Here is a 21,127-nt window from a genome sequence, read left to right on the forward strand (position 1 = left end):
TGAAAGCGTTAGTTTGTCGGCCCCGGGCGACCGAAATCAGCGCCGGGGCCGCGCGGGATTACATCTTGCAGTCGGCCGCGTAGGCGTCAGCGTGATCGGTCAGCGAGGGGCCGATGAGCTTGTTGGTATAGACATCGCCCTCCTTGACCACTTCGCGCACATAGTAGTCTTGGATCGGGTGGTTGTTGTTACCAAACGAGAATTTGCCCCGCACGCTGTCAAAATCAGCCTCTTTCAGCGCCGCGCCAAAGGCCTCGGCATCCGACACATCGGCCTTTTCCATCGCGCTCAGCAGCAGGTTCGCCGTGTCATAGCCTTGGCTCGCGTAGAGCGAGGGCAGACGGTCGTATTCCTCCTGAAAGGCTTCGACAAAGGTCTTGTTGGCCGCGTTGTCGAGATCCTTGTTCCACTGGCTGGTGTTCTTGATCCCAACAGCGGCTTCGCCCACGGCCTGAAGGATGCCCTGATCAAAGCTGAAGGCCGGCCCCACCACCGGCAGTTCCACGCCGGAGTTGGCGTATTGCTTGAGGAAGGAAATCCCCATGCCGCCGGGCAGGAAGAAGAACACGCTGTCAGCACCGGAGGCGCGGATCTGCGCGATCTCGGCGGCGTAGTCGGTCTGGCCCAGATCGGTATAGACCTCGCCCGCCGCTTCGCCCTCATAGGTGCGCTTGTAGCCGGTCAGCGCGTCCTTACCCGCGGGGTAGTTCGGCGCGAGGATGAAGCTGTTCTTGTGACCTGCGTCATTGGCATAGGCGCCTGCAGCCTCGTGCAGGTTGTCGTTCTGCCAAGCCACGTTGAAGTAAAGCGGGTTGCAGCCCTTGCCTGCCAGCGCGGAGGGACCAGCGTTGGGCGAGAGGTAGAACTTGCCCTGCGCGGTCGCCGCTGGCACCACGGCCATGGCGAGGTTGGACCAGATGATGCCGGTCATCACGTCGACCTTCTCGGACTGGATCATCTTGTCGGCCAGTTGCACCGCGATCTCGGGCTTGCGCTGGTCGTCCTCGACCACGACCTCAAGGTTCTCGTTCCCGGCCATCTTAGTGGCCAGCAGGAACCCGTCGCGCACGTCGATGCCAAGGCCCGCGCCGCCGCCTGAAAGCGTGGTGATCATGCCGACCTTTACCTTGCCCTCTTCGGCCCATGCGCCGCCTGCCGCCAATGCCGCGACCGAGGCCGCCATCACCAGTGATTTCATCTTCATTTCAGTCTCCCTTGGTTGGTTTGAGCCTCTTTGCCGGGCCCGTTTTGTTGGATCGTTGTGCCAGCTTAACGCCTGCGCCTGATACTGTCAGGTCACCCGCGCGCGGGTCTTGTATTTTTCGTTATCCCAGAGGCGGTTCTCCATCACATCGCGGATGATCGCGACCGCCTTGGAGACATCCTCGGCGTCCAGATAAAGCGGCGTGAAGCCAAAGCGCATGATGTCGGGCGCGCGGAAGTCGCCAATCACGCCGCGGTCGATCACCGCCTGTATCGCGGCATAGCCTTCCTCGAAGCGGAAGGAGACTTGGCTGCCCCGCTCGGCGCTGCCCCGCGGGCTCGCCAGCGTCAGCTGCGGCACGTCGCGCTCGATCTCCTCGATGAACTGCTCCTGCAACGCCACCGAGGTCTCCCGCAGCGCCTGCATGTCGACATCGGCCCAAAGCTCCATCGCCACTTCCAACGCGGTGAGCTGAATGACCGGCGGCGTGCCAACGCGCATCCGCTCGATCCCCTGTCCCGGCTCATAGCTTGTGTCGAAGGCAAACGGCTGGCGATGGCCCAGCCAGCCCGCCAGCGCCGGCTGCACCTCGTCGGCCAGATCGGGGCGGACGTAGATGAAGCCCGGCGCGCCCGGCCCGCCGTTGAGGTACTTGTAGGTGCAGCCCACGGCGAATTCGCAGTTGGAGCCTGCAAGGTCCACCGGCAGCGCCCCCGCCGAATGCGCCAGATCCCAGATCATCACCGCGCCATTGGCATGGGCCAGTTCGGTGATTGCCTTCATGTCGTGCTTGCGGCCGGTACGGTAATCGACCTCCGTCAGCATCACGGCGGCGATATCCTCGCTAATGGCTTCCGTCACCTCCTCGGGTGCCACGGTGCGCAGCTCATAGCCTTGCTCCAACAGCCCCACCAGCCCCTCGGCCATGTAGAGGTCCGACGGGAAGTTGCCGTTGTCCGACAGGATCACCTTCCGCCCGGGCCGCAGCTTCAGCGCCGAGGCCAGCGCCTGAAACACCTTGATCGAGAGCGTGTCGCCCATGACAACCGAACCCTCGGGCGCGCCGACGATCCCCGCCACCATATTGCCGACGCGGGCGGGCTGTTCCATCCAAGCAGCCTTGTTCCAGCCGCGGATCAGCATCTCGCCCCATTCGTCCGTGATCATCTCCTGGACCCGCGCCGCGGCGGCCTTCGGCAGCGGCCCCAGCGAGTTGCCATCAAGGTAGATGACACCCTCGGGCAGGACAAACTGATCTTTTCTCAAAACAGACACTTATAGCGCTCCTCTCACATGCCAAAGCTCGGGGAAGAGCTCCACTTCGAGCATTTTGCGCAGATAGGTCACACCCGAGGTGCCGCCCGTACCGCGTTTGAATCCGATGATGCGTTCCACGGTGGTGACGTGGTTGAACCGCCAGCGGCGGAAATAATCCTCAAGATCAACGAGCTTCTCCGCCAATTCGTAGAGTTCCCAATGGGTGGACGGGTCTTCATAAACCTTTTGCCAGAGGTCTTGCACCTCTTGCTTGGCCTCCCATGCACGCGGCTCGGGCTGGCCGGCGAGCGAGGGCACCCCCATCCGGTCACAAAGCAGATCGACCGCCACCTGATAAAGGCTCGGCTGCTGCATCTCCGACACGAGCGCCGCGTGCGGCTCGGGCGTATGTTCGTGCAGCTTGGTCAGCGCGGCGATGCGGTTGCCCAGAAGATATTCGATCAAGCGATACTGGTAGGACTGGAAGCCCGAGGACGCGCCAAGGTAGGGGCGGAACTGCGTGTATTCGCTGGGCGTCATGGTGCGCAGCACGTCCCAAGCCGAATTGAGCTGCTCGAAGATCCGCGCGACCCGGGTCAACATCTTGAAACTGGGGCGCAAATCACCAGCCTGCAGGGCCTTGCGACAGGCCGTCAGCTCGTGGATCGCAAGCTTCATCCAAAGCTCGGACGTCTGGTGCTGGATGATGAACAGCAGCCCGTCATGCGCCATGTCGAGCGGATTCTCGGTGGTCAGGATCTGGTCCAGGCCGAGGTAATCGCCATAGGACTTGTCCTTGGCGAAATCCATCTTGGCGCCCTTGGAGGCTTCGTCGAACGTGCTCATGTGCCCTCTCTCAGCGCGAAACGCTGGATCTTGCCGGTCGCGGTCTTGGGCAGCTCCTTGATGAAACGGATGTCGCGCGGGTATTTGTAAGGCGCGATCGTCGCTTTAACATGATCCTGCAAGATCTTGATGGTATTGGAATCTTCTGGCGTGCCTTCGACCAGAACCACATGCGCCTGCACGATGGAGCCGCGCGCCTCGTCGGGGGCGGCGACCACGCCGCATTCGCTGACCCAAAGGTGGCTTAGAAGTGCGGCTTCGACCTCCGGACCCGCGATATTGTAGCCCGAACTGATGATCATATCGTCGTTGCGGGCGGCGAAATTCAGGTAGCCGTCTTCGTCCATGATGAAGCTGTCGCCGGTGATGTTCCAGCCGTCCTTGACGTAATCGGCCTGCCGTTTGTCGCCCAGATAGCGGCAACCGATCGGCCCGCGCACCGCAAGCCGCCCCACCTCGCCGCGGGGCACCTCGTTGCCCTCCGCGTCGATCACCTTGGCCTCGTAGCCCGTCACCGGCTTGCCCGTGCAAGCGGCGCGGTGGTCGTCGAAGCGGTTGGAGATGAAGATATGCAGCATCTCCGTCGCCCCGATGCCGTCGAGCATGGGCTTGCCGGTTTTCTCCTGCCACTCGTGGTAAACAGGCGCGGGCAGCGTCTCGCCCGCCGAGACCGCAGCGCGCAGGCTGCTGAGGTCCGCGCCCTCTTCCATCGCCTGCAGCATGGCACGGTAGGCGGTCGGCGCGGTGAAACAGACCGTGGCTTTGTACTTCTCGATGATCTCGATCATGTTGGGCGGGCTGGCGGTCTCCAAAAGCGTCGCCGCGGCCCCGAAGCGGAGCGGGAATACGGCAAGACCGCCGAGGCCGAAGGTGAAGGCCAAGGGTGGCGAGCCCACGAAGACATCTTCCGGGCTGACGCTGAGCACCTCGCGGGCATAGCCATCCGCGATGATCAAAAGATCACGGTGAAAATGCATTGTTGCCTTGGGGTTACCGGTGGTTCCTGATGTAAATCCGAGCAGCGCCACATCGTCCTGCGCGGTGTCCACCGCCTCAAAATGAACCGGTTTTTCCAGCGCCAGACGGTCCAACTCGGCGTCGTGGTTGCTGGTACCGTCGAAGCCCGCGACGGTCTTGAGGAATTTCGAGGTCTTGGCGCAGGCCGTCATCTCATCCATCAGCCGCGTGTCGCAGAGCGCATGGGTGATTTCGGCCTTGTCGACGATGGCCGAAAGCTCACCCGCGCGCAGCATCGGCATGGTGTTGACCACCACCGCCCCCGCCTTGGTCGCCGCCAGCCAGCAAGCCACCATGGCGGGGTTGTTGGCCGAACGGATCAGCACCCGGTTGCCCGGCTTCACGCCCAAGTCCTCAACCAGCGCCGCGGCCAGACGGTTGGTCCAGTCCGACAACTCCTTATAGGTCCGCCGCCGCCCGTTGCCGATCAGCGCGGTGTGATCACCGAACCCTTTTTCCACCATTTTATCAGTGAGTTCGACGCCGACGTTCAGGCGTTCGGGATAGTCGAAACGCTCCAGCAACAGATCCGGCCACTGGTCGAAAGGCGGCAGGTTTTCGCGGGCGAATGTGTCTTCATGTCCGGTCGGATGCAGCTTCATGACATGGCTCCCAAAGTCTGTCGCGCGATGACAACACGTTGCACGTCCGAGGCGCCCTCGTAAATGCGCAAGGCCCTGATTTCACGGTAAAGTCGCTCGACTGCCTCGCCATTACGCACACCATCGCCGCCGTGCAATTGAACCGCCTTGTCGATGACCTTTTGCGCCTGATCGGTGGCAAAGAGCTTCGCCATTGCCGCCTCGCGGGTGACGCGCGGCGCGCCGCTGTCCTTGGCCCAGGCGGCGCGGTAGACCAGCAGCGCCGCGGCATCGACGTCAAGCGCCATGTCCGCGATATGGCCCTGCACCATCTGCAACTCGCTCAAGGGCGCGCCCTGCACCTGACGGCTGGTCACGCGGGTGAGCGCCTCGTCCAGCGCGCGGCGGGCAAAGCCGAGGGCCGCGGCCGCCACGGTGGAGCGGAAGACGTCGAGGACCGACATGGCGATGGCAAAGCCGCGCCCCGCCTCACCCAGAAGCGCTGAGCCGGGCAGTTTCACGCCGTCGAAATGCAGCGTCGCCAGCGGGTGCGGGGCCATGACCTCAAGCCGTTCCTCGACCTTTAGCCCCGGCGTGTCGGCGGGCACGATGAAGGCCGAAAGCCCCTTGGCACCCGGCGCCTCGCCGGTGCGGGCGAAGACGGTGTAGACATCCGCGACGCCGCCGTTGGAAATCCACGTCTTGCGCCCGTCAAGCACATAGCCGTTGCCATCGGCCTTGGCGGTCATGGTGGAATTGGCCACGTCCGAACCCGACTGCGGCTCGGTCAGGGCAAAGGCCGAGATCGCCTGCCCCGAACGGGTCTTGGGCAGCCATTCGGCCTTCTGCTCATCGGTCCCGAAGAGCGAGATCGCGCCGGTGCCAAGTCCCTGCATCGCAAAGGAGAAATCCGCCAGCCCGTCGTGCCGCGCCAGTGTTTCGCGGATCAGGCAGAGCGTGCGCACGTCGAGCACCTCGTCCCCCTCGGCCCCGCTGTGGCGCAGCCAGCCGTCCTGACCCATCATCGTCACCAGATCGCGGCAGGCGCCATCGGTGTCGCCGTGATCCACGTTTTTCAGTTCGCGCTTGGCCCAGTCGTCGAGCTTCAGCGCCAACTCCTTGTGGCGCGGTTCGAAAAAGGGCCAGTCGAGAAAACTTTTGTCAGCCATGGTTACGCCTCCCCGCGTGTTATCTTTTGGCTTTCGTATTCGGCTCAGTCCCCTTCGAAGACTGGGCGCTCCTTGGCGACGAAGGCGTTGTAGGCGCGCTCGAAATCACCCGTTTGCATGCAGATCGCCTGCGCCTGCGCCTCGGCCTCGATCGCCTGTTCGATCGACATGGCCCATTCTTGGGCCAGCATCGTCTTGGTCATCATATGCGCGAAATTGGGGCCCGCCTGGATTTTCTTGGCCAGTGTCATGGCCTCTTCTTCCAGCGTCTCGCCTGTTACCAGACGGTTGTAGAAGCCCCAGCGTTCGCCCTCCTCGGCCGACATCGAGCGCCCGGTGTAGAGCAGTTCGGCGGCCCGGGTTTGGCCGATGATGCGCGGCAGGATCGCGCAGGCGCCCATGTCGCAGCCGGCAAGGCCCACGCGGGTGAAGAGGAAAGCCGTCTTGGCCTCCGCCGTCGCCAGCCGCAGGTCCGAGGCCATAGCGATGATCGCGCCCGCGCCGACGCAGACACCGTCGACGGCGGCGATCACCGGCTTGCCGCAGTTCACGATGGCCTTGACCAGATCGCCGGTCATGCGGGTGAATTGCAGCAGCTCTTTCATGTTCATCTTGGTCAAAGGGCCAATGATATCATGCACATCCCCGCCGGAGCTAAAGTTACCCCCGTTGGAGCCGAAGATCACCACGTCGACGTCATCGGCATAGACCAGATCGCGGAACCAGTCGCGGAACTCGGCGTAGCTGTCGAAGGTCAGCGGGTTCTTGCGGTCGGGCCGGTCGAGCCGCACGGTGGCGATCCGGTCTTTGATCTCGCATTGAAAATGCGTCACATCACTGCGCATTGGCTTTTTCCTCTTCTTCCGTTTGGGCGGCGAAGGCTTGTAGGCGGGCCGCCATGGCGCGGGCTTCCTCGGAGGAGATTCCGCGCAGTTTTTCGTTGATCCAATCTTCATGCGCCTGCGCTTGGCGGGCGAATTGCGCCGCCCCCTCGGACGTCAGCCGCAGCATCATCGCACGCCGGTCGCCCGGCACTGGGATGCGCTCCACCAACCCCTCTTCGCTGAGGCGGTCGGCGATGCCGGTGACATTGCCGTTGGACACCCGCAGCACGCCGGAAAGCTGGCTCATCTTCAGCCCCTCGGGATGGCGCGAGAGGGCCGACATCACGTCGAAACGTGGCAGCGTGGTGTTATGCTCGCGCCGCAGCGTATCGCGCAGCTCCTGCTCCAGCCCGCGCACCACTTTCAGCAGCCGCAGCCAGAGCCGGACGCGATCCTTTGCCGCGTCGCTCACACCTCGCCCCCGATAGCGCCAGCGCGTGGCCGTTGACCGAGGCCGCGGCATCTGAGAGCAGGTAAAGCACGGCGCCCGCAACCTCGGAGGTCTCCACGAAACGGTTCTGCGGGCTGGCGCGTTTCAGCAGGGCGCGGGCCTCCTCGGCGCTCTTGCCGGTGGTGCTGGTGATGTTCTCGACCGAGCGTTCCAGCAGCGGCGTGTCGATGAAACCGGGACAGATTGCGTTCACCGTGATGCCCGTGCGCGCCAGTTCCAGCGCCAGCGCGCGGGTGAGGCCGACGACACCGTGTTTCGCCGCGACATAGCCCGCAACGTAAGGATAGCCCTTGAGCCCCGCGGTCGAGGCCACGACGATCAGCCGCCCCTGCCCGGCCTCCTTCATCTCCACCAGTGCCGCCTGCCAGACGTTGAAGACGCCCGTGACATTGACCGCCATCATGTCGGTCATGTCCTGCGCGGTGATCTTGTGGAAAGGCGCGGAATGGGCAGCACCCGCGTTGGCGACGACGCCGGTGATGGGGCCATTCTCAGCGCGCGCGGCGGCGAAGGCGGCCTGCACGGCCTCCGGATCGGTCACGTCGCAGGTCTGGAACGGCAACCCCTGCTCGCGCAGGGGCGCTTCGCGGCGGCCCATGATGGTCACCTTGGCGCCGGTGGCAGCCACCGCATGGGCGATCTCGGCCCCCACGCCGGTGCCGCCGCCGGTGATGACGATATGGCTCATACTTTCTCCATCTCCGCGGCACGGTCCGCGAGACGCCATGCCTGATCCCGGCCCGGGCCGTAGGGCAGCGGCCAGTCGGCGTGGCGGTCGCCGATGGCGGCGGCGGCGTGCAGGGTCCAATAGGGATCGGCCAGATGCGGACGGGCGAGGCAGACCAAATCGGCGCGGCCCGCCATGAGGATCGAGTTCACGTGGTCGGCCTCGTAGATATTGCCCACGGCCATGGTCTTGATCCCGCCGTCGTTGCGGATGCGGTCGCTGAAAGGCGTCTGGAACATGCGGCCATAGACCGGCTTGGCCTGTTTCGAGGTCTGGCCCGCCGAGACGTCGATGATGTCGGCCCCGGCCGCGCTGAACATGCGCGCGATCTCGACCGCTTCTTCGGGCGTGACGCCGTCTTCCTCGACCCAGTCGTTGGCCGAGATACGCACCGCCATCGGCTTCTCCTCGGGCCAGGCGTCGCGCATGGCGCGGAAGACTTCCAGCGGGTAGCGCATGCGGTTCTCGAGGCTGCCGCCGTATTCATCCTCGCGCCGGTTCGACAGGGGCGAGATGAACGACGAGATCAGGTAGCCGTGGGCCGCGTGCAACTCGATCATGTCGAAATTGGCACGGTCGGCCATGCGGGCGGCCTCGACAAATTCGTCGCGGATCTGGTCCATGTCGGCGCGCGTCGCTTCCTTCGGCACGGCGTTGTTTTCCGACCACGGGATCGGCGAGGCCGAGATGATCTCCCAGTTCCCGGCCTTGAGCGGCGCGTCCATCTCCTCCCAGCCGAGTTGGGTCGAGCCCTTGCGCCCCGAGTGGCCGATCTGGCAGCAGATCTTGGCGTCGGTCTCGGCATGGACGAAATCCGTGAGCCGCTTCCACGCCGCCTCATGCTCGGGCGCGTAGAGGCCGGGGCAGCCCGGCGTGATGCGGCCCTCGGGGCTCACACAGGTCATCTCGGTATAGACCAGTCCCGCGCCGCCCTTGGCGCGTTCGGCGTAATGCACGAAATGCCAGTCGGTCGGACAGCCGTCGACGGCCTTGTACTGCGCCATGGGCGAGACGACGATGCGGTTTTCGAGCTTCATGTCGCGCAGGCGGAAGGGCGCGAACATCGGGGCACGGATCGGGCCGTTGGTGTCGGCCCCGGCCTGTTCGAGGAACCATTTCTCGGCCCCCTCAAGCCATTTCGGATCCCGCTCGCGCAGGTTTTCATGGCTGATCCGCTGGCTGCGCGTCAGCATGGAGTAGTTCAACTGCACCGGGTCCAGATCGAGATAGCGCTCCACGTCCTCGAACCATTCGACCGAGTTGCGCGCCGCCGATTGCAGGCGCAGCACCTCAAGGCGGCGGGCCTCCTCGTATTTCTCGAAAGCCGTCGGCAGATCGGCATCGTCTGTGACGTGTTTCGCAAGCGAGATCGCCGATTCCAGCGCCAGTTTCGTGCCCGACCCGATCGAGAAATGCGCCGTGGCCGAGGCATCGCCCAGCAGAACGACATTCTCGTGGCTCCACTTTTCGCAAAGCACGCGCGGGAACTTGATCCAAGCCGAGCCGCGGATGTGGCTGGCGTTGGTCATCAGCTTGTGGCCATCAAGGTGGTCCTTGAAGATCTCCTCGCAGATCGCGATGGTCTCTTCCTGCGTCTTCTCGCCGAAACCGTAGGCGTCGAAGGTCTCCTGGCTGCATTCGACGATGAAAGTCGCGGTGTCCTTGTCGAACTGGTAGGCGTGAACCCAGATCCAGCCCTTGTCGGTCTTCTCGAAGATGAAGGTGAAGGCATTGTCGAACTTCTGATGCGTGCCGAGCCAGACGAAGGGGCAGCGGCGCACGTCGATGTCGGGCTTGAAAGTGTCCTCGAACTCCATCCGGGTCTTGGAGTTCAGACCGTCCGAGGCGACCACGAGATCGTAGTCGTCCATGTATTCCGAAGCGGCTTTCACCTCGGTCTCGAACTGAAGGTTCACACCCAATTCGCGGGCCCGCTCCTGCAGGATCAGCAAAAGGCGCTTGCGTCCGATGCCGCAGAAGCCATGGCCGGAGCTGAGGATCGTGTTGCCCTTGTGGTGCAGCGCGATGTCGTCCCAATAGGCGAAGTGGCTGCGGATTTCCTTGGCCGAGACGGGATCGTTGGCTTCGAGATTGTCCAGCGTTTCGTCCGAGAGCACGACGCCCCAGCCGAAGGTGTCATCGGGGCGGTTGCGCTCAAGCACGGTGACATCGGCCTCGGGCTGGCGCAGCTTGAGAGAGATCGCGAAGTACAGCCCCGCAGGACCGCCGCCAAGACAGATTGCACGCATCGAAATTCCCCTCTGGTTCGCTTTGGAAGGAGCCTAGGGCGAGTCGCTTTTTCGTTCAAGAATAAATATTTTATGCTTGAAGCAAATTGGTGGTTCGTCTGTTTGCGCGCAGCGGACGCGTTGAACCCGCAGGCCATAGGGCCTATGCCGTTGAGACATTCCACGACGGGGGCAGCGCGATGACGGGTTTGAGCAATGCAGATTGGCTGGCGGTAGAGGTTCACGAGGCGCGTTTGCAGGTCTGGGCCATGCAGGGCGCATCGGTGCTAGAGAGCGCCATCAGCGATGGCGAGGCTGCCGAACCCGGCGACCTCGCGGCCTTCGACGCCGCGCTCGCTAAGCTCGCCGCGCCGTGGCAGCTGCCCCGCCTGCCGGTCTTCGTCGCTGGCATGCCCGCAGGCAGGACCGATGCCGCGCCGCGCATGGTGCCCTGCTCCGCCACGGCTGAACGCACAATGGCTGTCGCCACCGAAAACTTCGACCTTCAGGTCATCCCACCCCTGCGCCAGCAGACCCCCAGCGGTCTGCTGCAAGGGGCCGAGACGCGCATCGCGGGGTTTCTGAGCCTCAACAAAGACTGGGACGGGGTGATCTGCCTGCCCGGAGCCACGTCGGTCTGGGCGCAGATCAGCGCGGGCGAGGTGGTGAGTTTTCAGACCTTCCTGACCGGGGAATTGCTGGCCCTCTTGGGCGATGGCCCCCCGCCGAGGGCACGGCGCTGGACGACACGGCCTTTGACGATGCACTCAGCGATGGGCTGTCGCGGCCTGAGCGTATGGCGGGGCGGCTGGCCTCCATCCGGGCCGAACTGGCCTTGCAAGACATCCCGCCACCCACCGCAGAGGCGCGGCTGGCGGGTACTTTGATCGGGGCGGAACTGGCGGCGGCGCGGGCCTATTGGCTGGGGCAAACGCTGGCGGTGATCGGCACGGGCGGGGCTGTGCCGCTCTATCTGCGGGCGCTCTCCCAACAGGGCGCACCGGCGACCGAGGCCGATGGCAGCCGCATGGCGCTGGCGGGGATTTGCGCGGTACGGCGGGCGGTTAACGGGGGCTAACCCCTGCCCGCCCGCATCTTTCCGATCAGTCTTTCTTTTGCCCGTCGGTCTTTTTCTGCATGTCCAGATTGACGAGATCTTCGAGCATATCGAGCAGGTCTTCCATCCGCTGCTTGCCGAAACGCGCCTCGAAATCTGAGAACAGCGCCGCCGCATCGCCCGCGTGATCTTGGATCACCTGACGGCCCTGATCGGTGATGGTGACGATGGATTTGCGCCCGTCATCGGGATCGCTGGCGCGGCTGAGCAGCCCCTCCTCCTCCATCGCGCGCAGCATGCGGGTCAGGCTCGGCAGCAGCAGACAGGCCTGCTGCGCCAGTGCGGTCTGCTCCATCGGGCCGGATTCCTCGACCACGCGCAGCACGCGGAACTTCTGTTCCGATATGCCGCTTTCGTTCAAGATCTCGCGGATCGGCCCCATCACCCTTTCCCGCGCGCGCAAGAGCGCAATCGGAAGGGAGCGGGCAGTGCGGCGCAGGGGGGCATTGGGGCCATTCTTGACGGTTTCCTGATCGCTACTTACCAAGTCAAAGACCGCCCAAAAGGGCGTGACGATCACCATAGCCGCTGTGACAACATTCTTGAAGAGGTCAAGCCCAGCGGAACAACAGTGAGACAATACAACAACATGGGGCAGGAAATGCGGATGACAACCAGAATTCCACAGCAAGGGAGCGGCGCATGAACTGGGAGGATTTCCGAGCTTGGGGCCGCCGCGCCGCCGATTGGGCCGCCGATTACCATGCGGGTCTGCGCAACCGTCCGGTACGCGCGCAGGTGGCCCCCGGCGCGGTGCTTTCCGCCCTGCCCGATGCCCCGCCCGAAGGGGCCGAGGCGATGCAGGCGATCTTCGACGATTTCGAACAGACCCTCATGCCCGGCATGACCCATTGGCAGCACCCCCGCTTCTTTGCCTATTTCCCCGCCAATGCCGCGCCGGTCTCGGTGCTGGCGGAATATTTCGTCTCGGCCATCGCGGCGCAATGCATGCTGTGGCAGACCTCTCCGGCAGCGACGGAGTTGGAGACCCGCGTTTGCGATTGGATGCGTCAAGCGATCGGCCTGCCGGATGGCTTTACCGGGGTGATCCAAGACAGCGCCAGTTCCGCCACGCTCTGCGCCGTGCTGACCATGCGCGAACGCGCGCTTGATTGGCAGGGCAACCGCGCGGGGCTGTCGGGCCAGCCGCGCCTTCGGGTCTATTGCTCGGCAGAGGTGCATACCTCGGTCGACCGGGCCATCTGGATCGCGGGGCTGGGCGAAGAGAACCTTGTCCGCATTCCGACCCAAGGGGCGAGCCGCGCGATGGATGCCGAAGCGCTCCGCGCCGCCATCGCCGCCGACCGTGCGGCGGGGCATCTGCCGGCGGGCATCATCGCCTGCACCGGGGGCACCAGCGCGGGGCCAGCGATGACATTGCCGCGGTGATGGATGTGGCCGAGGCCGAAGGGCTCTACACCCATGTCGACGCCGCTTGGGCCGGGTCGGCGATGATCTGTCAGGAATTCCGCAGCCTTTGGGCCGGGGTCGAACGGGCCGACTCGGTGGTGATGAACCCGCATAAATGGCTGGGGGCGCAGTTTGACTGCACCACGCATTTCCTGCGCAATCCCGACGATCTGGTGCGCACCTTGGCAATTCAGCCGGAGTATCTGAAGACCCATGGCGCGGATGGCGTGGTGAACTATTCCGAATGGTCCGTGCCGCTGGGCCGCCGCTTCCGCGCGCTCAAACTATGGTTCCTGATCCGCGCCCATGGGCTGGAGGGGCTGCGCGAGATGATCCGCAACCATGTGACATGGGCGCAGGATTTGGCCGCGCGGCTGGAGGCGACGGAGGGGTTCGAGATCGTGACCCAACCGATGCTCTCGCTCTTTACCTTCCGCCATCTCGGTGCCGAAGACCTCGATGCCCATAACCAAGACCTGCTGAACCGGATCAACGACGATGGGCGCATTTACCTGACCCAGACCCGGATCGATGGAGCATTCGTGATCCGCTTCCAAGCAGGTGCCTTCACCGCCACGGCCCAAGATGTGGCCATGGCCTATGACGTGATCACCGAATTGGCCGGGACTTAGGGCGCGATCAGGGTGACGCCCGGCATGGCGCGGATGACCTCGACATCCGCGTCATAGATCGCCGTCATCCGCTCGACCAATTCCTCGGTCCAGCCGGGCATGTCGAGCTCTTCTTCGATCTCTTCCTCCAGCGCGTATTTGTCGAGGAACGCGGTGATCACGCGGCGCTTCTGCGCCTCGGACATATCGGGATGGGTGTCGAGATAGCCGCGAAAGCGCTTCATCCCCTCCTCCGACATGATCGTCTGCAAAAGATCGAAACCGCCCCTAATCTTGGTCTCGGGCGCCAGCCCCGCCATCTCGCGAATGATCTGCGCCCAGATCAGCGGCGCGTCTTCATTGCACCACAGGGTGATGGGAATCCCCGGCGCCGCCTCGCGCAGCTGGCCGACCGTCTCGGACCAGCGCAGGTCCTCCGGCCCCCGCTCCCCCAGAACGCCGCCGAGGTTTTATCCGCCGCTTTCTCGTAAAGCACCGGCACGAGGGAGGCGGGATTGCGGATCGCCATAAAGATGCGAATCTCATCTTCGGGGAAAAGCTGCGCCATGCGCAGCATGCGCACGGCGGCGGCGGGATAAAGCACGCCTTCTTGCAGGGCCGTGGCAGGCGAGCGGAAGAAATTCGCATCCGATAGGATCACCCGGCTGACTGTCCCATCATCGAGGATCGCGTCCAGCAAAACGTCCCGCGCCACCTCCGACGGCTCCGCCTTATGCATCGCGTTGAGCGTGTCGCGAAACAGGTTGCGATAGGTGCTGGGCCCGGGCACTTTGACGCCCGTCTTGGCGAGATCGTCCTGATTGCGCAGCAGGCATTTCAGCAGCCGCTCGTCTTCCGTGAAATGGACACCTGTGTGCAAAACGAGCTGCATGATACTCTGCTTACCCTTGAAAATCTCGGCGTTGAATAGCCCGTCCCGGCGCGCGTGTAAAATCCGAAAGAATCTCGCATTTCCCCTCTTGCACCCCCGGCTCCTTTCTCTAAATGAGCCCTCAGTGCCCCTATAGCTCAGCTGGTAGAGCAACTGATTTGTAATCAGTAGGTCCGCGGTTCGAGTCCGTGTGGGGGCACCACTTCTCTCTTTAAATCATGCGCTGATCCGCTGCTGTTGGACGCTGGTTTACGCCTGCCTACAAGCGCGACCAAGCCGCCCGAAGGCCCCGCGCCCCTGCCGCATTCGGCAGACGCGGGGCCGTGGCCCCTAGCCCATCCGCTTGGAGCTATAGCTGCCGGGCGATGCCGGAAAGACCACGGTTTTATTGCCGTTCAGAAACACCCGGTGGTGAGCATGGGCGTGAATCGCGCGCGCCAAGACGCTCGCTTCCACATCGCGACCGAGCGAGACATAATCCGAGGCGCTTTGCGCATGGGTGATGCGCACGATGTCCTGCTCGATGATCGGCCCCTCGTCCAGATCGGCGGTGACGTAATGCGAGGTGGCACCGATCAATTTCACGCCCCTTTCATAGGCCTGCTTGTAAGGGTTCGCCCCTTGAAGGACGGCAGGAAGGAATGGTGAATATTGATGATCCGCCCCGACATCTTTTGGCACATGGCGTCCGACAGAATTTGCATGTAGCGCGCCAGCACGATCAGCTCGGCGCCGGTTTCCTCAACCACTTCCATGATCCGCGCTTCGGCCTGCGGTTTGTTCTCCTTCGTCACCTTGATGCAGTGAAATGGAATATCGTGGTTCGCCACGACCTTTTGGTAATCCATATGGTTCGAGATCACGGCGACGATCTCAATCGGGAGCGCGCCGATGCGCACCCGGTAGAGAAGATCGTTCAGGCAGTGGCCAAAGCGCGAGACCATGACCACGACCTTCATCGTGGTGTCTTGGTCGTGGAATTCATAGGTCATGCCAAAGGGTTCCGCGACCGCTGTGAACCCCTCGCGCAGGGTCTCGAGCGTGGCACCGGTTTCGGCCTCGGCGCTGATACGCATGAAGAACTGGCCGTTTTCGGTGTCGTCGAACTGCGCGCTGTCGGTGATGTTGCAGCCGGTTTCAGCGATGTAATTGGCGATGGCGGCAACGATTCCGCGTTGCGAGGGGCAGGTCACGGTCAGGCAGAACTTGGTCATGGGCGGTCCTTAGGGGGGTTGGTCGGGGCGGCAGGGCTTGCGTCGCTTACTCTACCGTTTGCAGGCTCCGCGGCGGAAGGCAAGCGATAGCGCACGTATGACGGGGGTCGCCCATGCCTAGATCAACAGCCCTGCCTAGGTGCCGTTTTCCTATGCGCATCAATGTTGATCATCCGCCAAAAAACGGACGGCGGCGCATCAAAATGCACCGCCACCCCGGCAAGAACAATCGACCTATTGAATGCCGACCCTGAATTGCACCGCCCCGGTCTCTCCCGGCAACATCTGGCCCGTGCAATTCCACTCGATCGTTCCGGCATAACTGGCCACATTGCTTGCCGGCACCACCAGATCACAGCTGAGGTTGGGCGAGACCTGTTGCGGATCGACGATAGGCTCCGACAGCTGCGTATAAGGCGGGGTTCTATCGTAGATCTTGACGTTCGATGCCTGCGTGGTCGCGTTGTTTTGCAGATAGATGCGGTACAGAAGGATATCGTTCACACTGCCGAGGTTGGTGGTGCCCTCCCCAGTGCCTTGGGTCTCATTCTCGACTGTTTTGCGCAGTTCAATCTGGGTGGAACGCCCCCCGACCGAAACCTCATCGGTATTGCTGGCCGAACTGGTCACCGTGGTCCGGGCGAATGCCGTGGTCGCCAGCACTTGGTAGACGTAAGTACTCCCCTGCCCAGCGCCCGAACCGGCTGACACCCGTGAGACGATACAGATGGTCTGCCCCGTGGTGACGGCGATGGGGCCGGTGATCGGCCCATCGACGCTATCGTCACAGCCGATATCTTGGAACAGCGCCGCGCTGAACGCGCCGGTGGGGGTCGAAGTGGCACCGGCGTAGGAGAAGGTCACCTGCCCGTCTGAGGTGGCGGTATAGATATGCGGCAGGGTCGCAACCTGCCCCTGCGCGACGGTCGTGGTCCGGTCGTTGGTCAGACTGGGCAGTTGCAGCAGACCGATGTCCAGCCCCATGCGATTGCCGAAAGCCTCAGGTGTGAAGGTGAATTCGCCGTCATGCGGGTTGGTGTCGACCAAATCGGGCAGTCCGGTCGTCGCTTCCGAGATCGCCCGGTAATCATTCGCCGGGATCGCGCGGATCGTGATCGGGCCGCTGTAGCTGCCAGAGAGCCCATAGCTCCAAGTGCCATCCGTCGCGAGACCGGGGGTGGCCAGTACCGCACCACCACTGTCGAGGATCTCCAACACCGCCGAAGATGCCCCCCTTCGCTGCCATTGCGCAGGGCGTCATGGGCGGTGCCGCCGTCTGCCCCGTTGTCGATAAAGACACGGCCCGTTAAAATCCGCTCTCCGGTGACGAGGGTCACGGAATAGGAGGCTTCGTCATCGTCGGGCAGTTGGTCGAACAGGTCATCGGTCAACGGCCCCGTGCTGGGATCGCTGTCGGGATCGGGCAGAGAGCTATAGATGATCTCGGCCTGATTGGTGAAATCACCGCTGCCCAGTACCGTGGTGGTGATCGTCAAGGTCTCGCTCTCTCCGCTCAGCAATTCATCCACGAACCACAAGCCCGTGTCGGGGTCATAGGTATCCCCCGTCGCGGGCGCATCGTCCGAGACATAGGCGAAACCGCTAGGGATCTGGTCGATCACCTTGACCCCCGAGGGCGAGCCGCCGCTGACATTGGTGATGGTGATGATCCAATCGATGGTATCCCCCTCCGATACATTGGTGATCGGTGTCGTCGTCCCTGTAGCGGCGGCGATTTTGCTGAGTTCGAGGTCACTGCCTGCCGGATCGAAGCCAAAGTCTTGGTCACTGGTCACGCTATTGCCAGAGACAGGAACGCCAAGCAGCGGGTTGGAGGTGCCGATGGTCAGGCCCGAAGGCAGATCGGGGTCCGCCTCGTCCAATGCGACACGGTAGGTCGTGTTCACCATCAACTCCCCCACCGCATAGGTGCCATCGGCCAAGGTATCCGTGGTCACCAGAAAGATGTCATCGGCGGTATTGGCCGGGGTGCCATTGTCGGCATAGACCGAAATGCCCACGCCCGCGCCGAAATTGCTCTCCCCATTGTCTTTCACGTCCGAAGCATCCGCGTCTTCATAGATATTGCCCGAGATGCCCCCAATGGGATCGGTGCAGGCCCCCGGCAGGAGATGCCATCGCTGCGCCCGCCCTCATCGACGGGAATGCCGGATACCAGTTGCGGCACACCTGTCGCCGTTGAAATGACGAAGAGGTTGTTGGTGGTGTTGGAATAGCCATAGAGCCTGCCGTCACGGTCGAACCACAGCGCGTCGAACATGCCCGCATAGACGGCAGGACCGATCGCTTGGGGTGTCACGCTCCCCGGGGTGCCGTTGTTGACCGCTGCGCGGAACAGGAAGCCCGAGTTTCTGTCGATCCCATACATGATGCCATCCACGGGGTTGAAGGCGAGATCTTCGGGATTGACGCCGATGGAGAGGCTGATCTCGCCCAAGGCGATCGGCGTGGCGGGATTGCTCAGATCGACGATCTGCCATGTATTCAGATTCACTTCGTAAATCAGCCGCCCATTCGGCAGAATATCCCCCGCGTTCAACGCATCCCCCGCGCCGGAGATACTGCCGAAATCCGTGATGTCGCCCGCCCCGTCGATCCGGTAGAGCCGCCGACTGTTCTCATCTACGCCGTAGATATAGCCGTCCAGCGCGTTGTAGCCCCAAGCGCCGTCGCGGTTCTGTCCGGTGCTGCCCGAGGTCTCAACCGTTGTGGCATAGCTCCCCCGCCGTCGCGGAAGGTCATACGCCTCAGCGCTGAGGGGCTGTCGACGATGGCATAGAGCGAGGCATCGCAGACCAGCGGCGGCGGATCGCTTGAGATGGTGAGCGTATAATCCTCCACCTCCCCTCAAAGGCTGTGACAAGGCCAGTGCTGTCGGTCGACCAGCGAAAGCGGGCATAGGTGGGCAGTGTCGTGGCCCCCGCGGGGACCGCCACTTCGAAAAGGATCGTGCCATTGCTGAGACCATCCTTATCCTGCGGGCCGCCGTCTTGCAGGTTCACCGCCACCTGCTCCCCGGCTTGGTTAAAGGTGCCATCGCCATCGAAGTCGATAAAGGCCTGCAGATAGGACGACCCCGGCGCGGCAATCAGATCACTGACTGTCACCGTGATCTCGGCCAGACCACCACGGTAGAATTGCGGCAGGATCACCCCGTCTTCATCATCCGACCCGTCTGCATCATCCCCCGTGGCCCCGATGGAGTTCTGCGTCAGCAGATCGATATCCGGCGGGGTGCTGCCCAGATAGACCTCAGGCGCGCCCGGGCCTTCGATGATGTGCTGCGGATCGCCATAGCTCGCCGGGGCATCGCCCCGGTCGGCGTCTGGCGGTGTCTTGATGGTGATGCCATAGTCTTCGACCTCCCCATCCGGGGCGGGGGTGATCGCATCGAGCCCCGCGGTCGAGGACCAGCGCAGTCGGACAAAGGTCGGCGTCAGAACGGCGGTAACCGGCACGCTGACGGGGAATGAAATCTCACCATTCACCACCCCGTCGAGGTCTTGCGCCCCGCCGTCTTGGATATCCGTCGCGACCTGATCACCAAGGAAGAGGCCATCGCCGCCGAAATCGACGAAAGCCTGCAAATAGCCGGTGCCGGGGGTGGGTTCGTTGACCACCACGGTCACCGTGCGGGTCAGATCGCCATAGAGCTGGGGAAAGCTCTCTTCGCTTTCGTCATCCTTACCGTCGAGGTCATCGCCGGTGCCATCGACGGAATGCTGCGCCGAGCCATCGCCGTCACCATTCAGCGCGCCGATCCAATATTGCGCGGTGTCCGCATGCTGCGGATCGCCATAGGTGACCGGCGCATCCCCCGGTCGGGGCCGGAGCCTGCGTAGATCGTCGTGGGATCATCACGCCCTTCGCCCGGCCCGTTCGACGCCACGCCATCCCCGTCACCAGGGTTCTCCGAATCCGACAGGTCCGAGACTGCCGTCCCCCCGGTGTCTCAGCCGTGACCTGCGCTTGGTTGCTGATCGTGGTGTCCAAGTCCTCAGGCACCAGCGTGTAGGTCGCCGTATAGACGGCCTTCTCCCCGACCAGCAGCGTGCCTTCGGGCGACAGCGACGTGGCGGCCTGAAAGGTGATCACCGGGGGCACGCCCTTGCCGCTGAACTGCGTCTCGGCAAGCTGCACATTGGTCAGATCAACATTGCCGAAGTTCTCAGCGGTAAAGACATAGGCGATTGTCTCACCCGGATCGGCATAGCCGTTGAGGTTGGTATCGACCAATTGCGCCAGTTTCAGCAGCCCGACAGAGCCCACATCGATTGAGACCTGCGCGGGCGCGGAATAGGCCCGCGGCTCATTCGGCAGGATGACGGGCGATTGATAGCGATAGCTGATTGGCGTCGGCGCGGCAAAGAAGGCGACGAAGGGGGTGAAGGTCAACTCCCCGGTCAGGTCGTCATAGCTCCATGTGCCCTCCCCAGAATGTCAAAACCCACCCGATGGCCTTCGGAATCGGTCACGATGTTCTGCGCCCCGGCAGGGGGGATCAGATCGACAGCCTGTCTCGCATATTCGCTGGGCTGGCCCGAATTATTGGCCGGCGCATTGTTGTTTTCCGTCGCGACACTGTCGTTGAACAGGATGTTGACCACCACAGGCTCGCTCAGCACCTGCTCTTTCAGATCGTCCTGCAAAACGGGTGCTTTGAAGTCACCGCATTGCAGGTCATAGGTCTGCGCTTCGTCATAGGTCGGATTGGCCAGCCGGACGAGAAAGCCCCTGTTGGCAGTTCGACCAAAGCGAAAGGTCGAAGTCTGCGGGTAGAAGATTTCAAGCCCAGATACCGGCTGGTTGCTATAGTTGCGGTCCCCGGCGAGATAGAACACCTCTGTCCCAAGGTTCGCATCCGGCCCTTCGATATAGCCGCGATAGGTTGTGGCGCTGCGGTCAATGCGGACATATTCGACCGTGCCGTCGCAGATATTCACATAGACCTGCTCATTCAACGGACCGTCAATGTCATTGATCTGAAAGAAAACATCCGCCACCACCGGCACCCCGCCGGTATTGGTGGTGATGTTATGGGTGCCTGCCTCATAGAGGTAGAAATCCATGAAATGCGGGTCTTGTCCGGTCGAGGTAATCTGGATTTGCCCATTGCCCGAGGCGAAAATATGATCCCGCCCGGCAAAGGCCATTTCACCGACGATATCGACCGACACCCCGCCAACCGTGCCCGCGTTGCGCCACAAGGCCCGCTCGCCCACGCCCGCCCCGACCACGGTGGGCGCGGCCACGGGATTGAGAATTAGCTGCTGCGCCAAGGCGGCTCTGGTCAGCAAAGCCAGCAAGAACAATGTCCAAAACGATGCCGCGATCATCCGAAGCCAAGGCCCCTGCCCTGCCAAGGCCGAAAGGTGGCGCAAGCGCTGCGCCGTGAACGTGCTGAGAAAATAAGTGTAAAAATGCATATCTTTGCTCACAACCTTTTAAGACACAGCCTAGCGACGAAGCGGGTTCTGAGGACTTACGCAGAAAGGTAT

At 62.9% G+C, this 21,127-nt stretch carries 20 protein-coding genes, 1 tRNA gene and 2 pseudogenes; 4 read left to right on the forward strand and 19 right to left on the reverse strand.

Annotated features, from left to right (window positions below):
* Window positions 1-58 precede the first annotated feature (58 nt).
* From CUR85_RS00525 to CUR85_RS00565, 9 genes are all read right to left on the reverse strand, one after another.
* On the reverse strand, window positions 59-1,204 hold the full coding sequence (locus tag CUR85_RS00525) for an ABC transporter substrate-binding protein (RefSeq protein WP_067262711.1): 1,146 nt from the start codon (window positions 1,202-1,204) through the stop codon (window positions 59-61).
* An 87-nt stretch (window positions 1,205-1,291) separates the two neighbouring features.
* Window positions 1,292-2,479 carry a kynureninase gene (gene kynU, locus CUR85_RS00530; RefSeq protein ID WP_067262713.1) on the reverse strand — a complete coding sequence of 396 codons (1,188 nt, stop codon included), beginning with the start codon at window positions 2,477-2,479 and terminating at the stop codon, window positions 1,292-1,294.
* A complete protein-coding gene (locus tag CUR85_RS00535) occupies window positions 2,480-3,307 on the reverse strand; it encodes a tryptophan 2,3-dioxygenase (RefSeq protein ID WP_067262715.1) in 828 nt (275 codons plus the stop codon).
* Window positions 3,304-4,926: an AMP-binding protein gene (locus CUR85_RS00540; RefSeq protein WP_067262718.1), complete on the reverse strand. Its 1,623-nt coding sequence runs from the start codon at window positions 4,924-4,926 to the stop codon at window positions 3,304-3,306. Before CUR85_RS00540 ends, CUR85_RS00535 begins: the two co-directional genes overlap by 4 nt.
* Complete coding sequence (locus tag CUR85_RS00545) at window positions 4,923-6,074, reverse strand: acyl-CoA dehydrogenase family protein (RefSeq protein WP_067262720.1); 1,152 nt, start codon at window positions 6,072-6,074, stop codon at window positions 4,923-4,925. Before CUR85_RS00545 ends, CUR85_RS00540 begins: the two co-directional genes overlap by 4 nt.
* A gap of 44 nt (window positions 6,075-6,118) precedes the next feature.
* Entirely contained in the window at window positions 6,119-6,919 is an 801-nt protein-coding gene (locus CUR85_RS00550; RefSeq protein ID WP_067262722.1) for an enoyl-CoA hydratase family protein, read from the reverse strand.
* Window positions 6,909-7,370, reverse strand: a complete 462-nt coding sequence (locus tag CUR85_RS00555) for a MarR family winged helix-turn-helix transcriptional regulator (protein WP_067262725.1) — start codon at window positions 7,368-7,370, stop codon at window positions 6,909-6,911. The genes CUR85_RS00550 and CUR85_RS00555 overlap by 11 nt, the downstream gene beginning before the upstream one ends.
* Window positions 7,267-8,097, reverse strand: coding sequence for an SDR family NAD(P)-dependent oxidoreductase (locus CUR85_RS00560; RefSeq protein WP_280321019.1), 831 nt, complete (start codon window positions 8,095-8,097; stop codon window positions 7,267-7,269). Before CUR85_RS00560 ends, CUR85_RS00555 begins: the two co-directional genes overlap by 104 nt.
* Entirely contained in the window at window positions 8,094-10,385 is a 2,292-nt protein-coding gene (locus tag CUR85_RS00565) for a bifunctional salicylyl-CoA 5-hydroxylase/oxidoreductase (RefSeq protein WP_067263239.1), read from the reverse strand. The genes CUR85_RS00560 and CUR85_RS00565 overlap by 4 nt, the downstream gene beginning before the upstream one ends.
* Before the next feature lie 89 nt (window positions 10,386-10,474).
* On the opposite strand from CUR85_RS00565, the gene CUR85_RS00570 reads away from it, so the two are divergent.
* Both CUR85_RS00570 and CUR85_RS00575 read left to right on the forward strand, forming a co-directional pair.
* On the forward strand, window positions 10,475-11,251 hold the full coding sequence (locus tag CUR85_RS00570) for a 2-dehydro-3-deoxygalactonokinase (protein WP_280321022.1): 777 nt from the start codon (window positions 10,475-10,477) through the stop codon (window positions 11,249-11,251).
* The gene (locus tag CUR85_RS00575; RefSeq protein WP_280322840.1) at window positions 11,143-11,442 is read left to right on the forward strand and encodes a 2-dehydro-3-deoxygalactonokinase; all 300 of its coding nucleotides are present in this window, start codon (window positions 11,143-11,145) and stop codon (window positions 11,440-11,442) included. The genes CUR85_RS00570 and CUR85_RS00575 overlap by 109 nt, the downstream gene beginning before the upstream one ends.
* 25 nt (window positions 11,443-11,467) lie before the next feature.
* Here CUR85_RS00575 and hpaR read toward each other — a convergent pair whose 3' ends face one another.
* Window positions 11,468-12,004 carry a homoprotocatechuate degradation operon regulator HpaR gene (gene hpaR / locus CUR85_RS00580; RefSeq protein WP_280321024.1) on the reverse strand — a complete coding sequence of 179 codons (537 nt, stop codon included), beginning with the start codon at window positions 12,002-12,004 and terminating at the stop codon, window positions 11,468-11,470.
* 119 nt (window positions 12,005-12,123) lie between these two features.
* On the opposite strand from hpaR, the pseudogene CUR85_RS00585 reads away from it, so the two are divergent.
* Window positions 12,124-13,523 (forward strand): annotated as a pseudogene (locus CUR85_RS00585) (pyridoxal phosphate-dependent decarboxylase family protein).
* Here the strand turns inward: CUR85_RS00585 and CUR85_RS19990 are convergent.
* Window positions 13,520-13,822, reverse strand: a complete 303-nt coding sequence (locus CUR85_RS19990; protein WP_343245390.1) for a hypothetical protein — start codon at window positions 13,820-13,822, stop codon at window positions 13,520-13,522. The pseudogene CUR85_RS00585 and the gene CUR85_RS19990 sit on opposite strands and share 4 nt — an antisense overlap.
* Window positions 13,823-13,845: 23 nt before the next feature.
* Window positions 13,846-14,394 (reverse strand): hypothetical protein, encoded by a 549-nt coding sequence (locus tag CUR85_RS19995; protein ID WP_343245391.1) that lies wholly within the window; start codon window positions 14,392-14,394, stop codon window positions 13,846-13,848.
* 126 nt (window positions 14,395-14,520) lie between these two features.
* On the opposite strand from CUR85_RS19995, the gene CUR85_RS00595 reads away from it, so the two are divergent.
* Window positions 14,521-14,596, forward strand: a tRNA-Thr gene (locus CUR85_RS00595).
* A gap of 128 nt (window positions 14,597-14,724) precedes the next feature.
* Here the strand turns inward: CUR85_RS00595 and purU are convergent.
* The 7 genes and pseudogenes from purU to CUR85_RS00630 all read right to left on the reverse strand — a co-directional run bounded on the left by purU (window position 14,725) and on the right by CUR85_RS00630 (window position 21,055).
* Window positions 14,725-15,608, reverse strand: a pseudogene (purU, locus tag CUR85_RS00600) (formyltetrahydrofolate deformylase).
* Between the two features lie 234 nt (window positions 15,609-15,842).
* Window positions 15,843-16,592 (reverse strand): hypothetical protein, encoded by a 750-nt coding sequence (locus tag CUR85_RS00605; protein WP_280321026.1) that lies wholly within the window; start codon window positions 16,590-16,592, stop codon window positions 15,843-15,845.
* Complete coding sequence (locus CUR85_RS00610) at window positions 16,553-17,665, reverse strand: DUF11 domain-containing protein (RefSeq protein ID WP_280321028.1); 1,113 nt, start codon at window positions 17,663-17,665, stop codon at window positions 16,553-16,555. Before CUR85_RS00610 ends, CUR85_RS00605 begins: the two co-directional genes overlap by 40 nt.
* Complete coding sequence (locus CUR85_RS00615) at window positions 17,662-18,480, reverse strand: DUF6923 family protein (RefSeq protein ID WP_280321030.1); 819 nt, start codon at window positions 18,478-18,480, stop codon at window positions 17,662-17,664. The genes CUR85_RS00610 and CUR85_RS00615 overlap by 4 nt, the downstream gene beginning before the upstream one ends.
* Window positions 18,377-19,249 (reverse strand): GEVED domain-containing protein, encoded by an 873-nt coding sequence (locus CUR85_RS00620; RefSeq protein WP_280321032.1) that lies wholly within the window; start codon window positions 19,247-19,249, stop codon window positions 18,377-18,379. The genes CUR85_RS00615 and CUR85_RS00620 overlap by 104 nt, the downstream gene beginning before the upstream one ends.
* A gap of 121 nt (window positions 19,250-19,370) precedes the next feature.
* Window positions 19,371-20,024 carry a DUF7507 domain-containing protein gene (locus CUR85_RS00625; RefSeq protein ID WP_280321034.1) on the reverse strand — a complete coding sequence of 218 codons (654 nt, stop codon included), beginning with the start codon at window positions 20,022-20,024 and terminating at the stop codon, window positions 19,371-19,373.
* Window positions 20,025-20,032: 8 nt separating this feature from the next.
* Window positions 20,033-21,055: a hypothetical protein gene (locus CUR85_RS00630; RefSeq protein ID WP_280321036.1), complete on the reverse strand. Its 1,023-nt coding sequence runs from the start codon at window positions 21,053-21,055 to the stop codon at window positions 20,033-20,035.
* Between the last annotated feature and the right edge of the window lie 72 nt (window positions 21,056-21,127).

The sequence above is a fragment of the Sulfitobacter faviae genome (assembly GCF_029870955.1).
GTDB lineage: Bacteria > Pseudomonadota > Alphaproteobacteria > Rhodobacterales > Rhodobacteraceae > Sulfitobacter > Sulfitobacter faviae.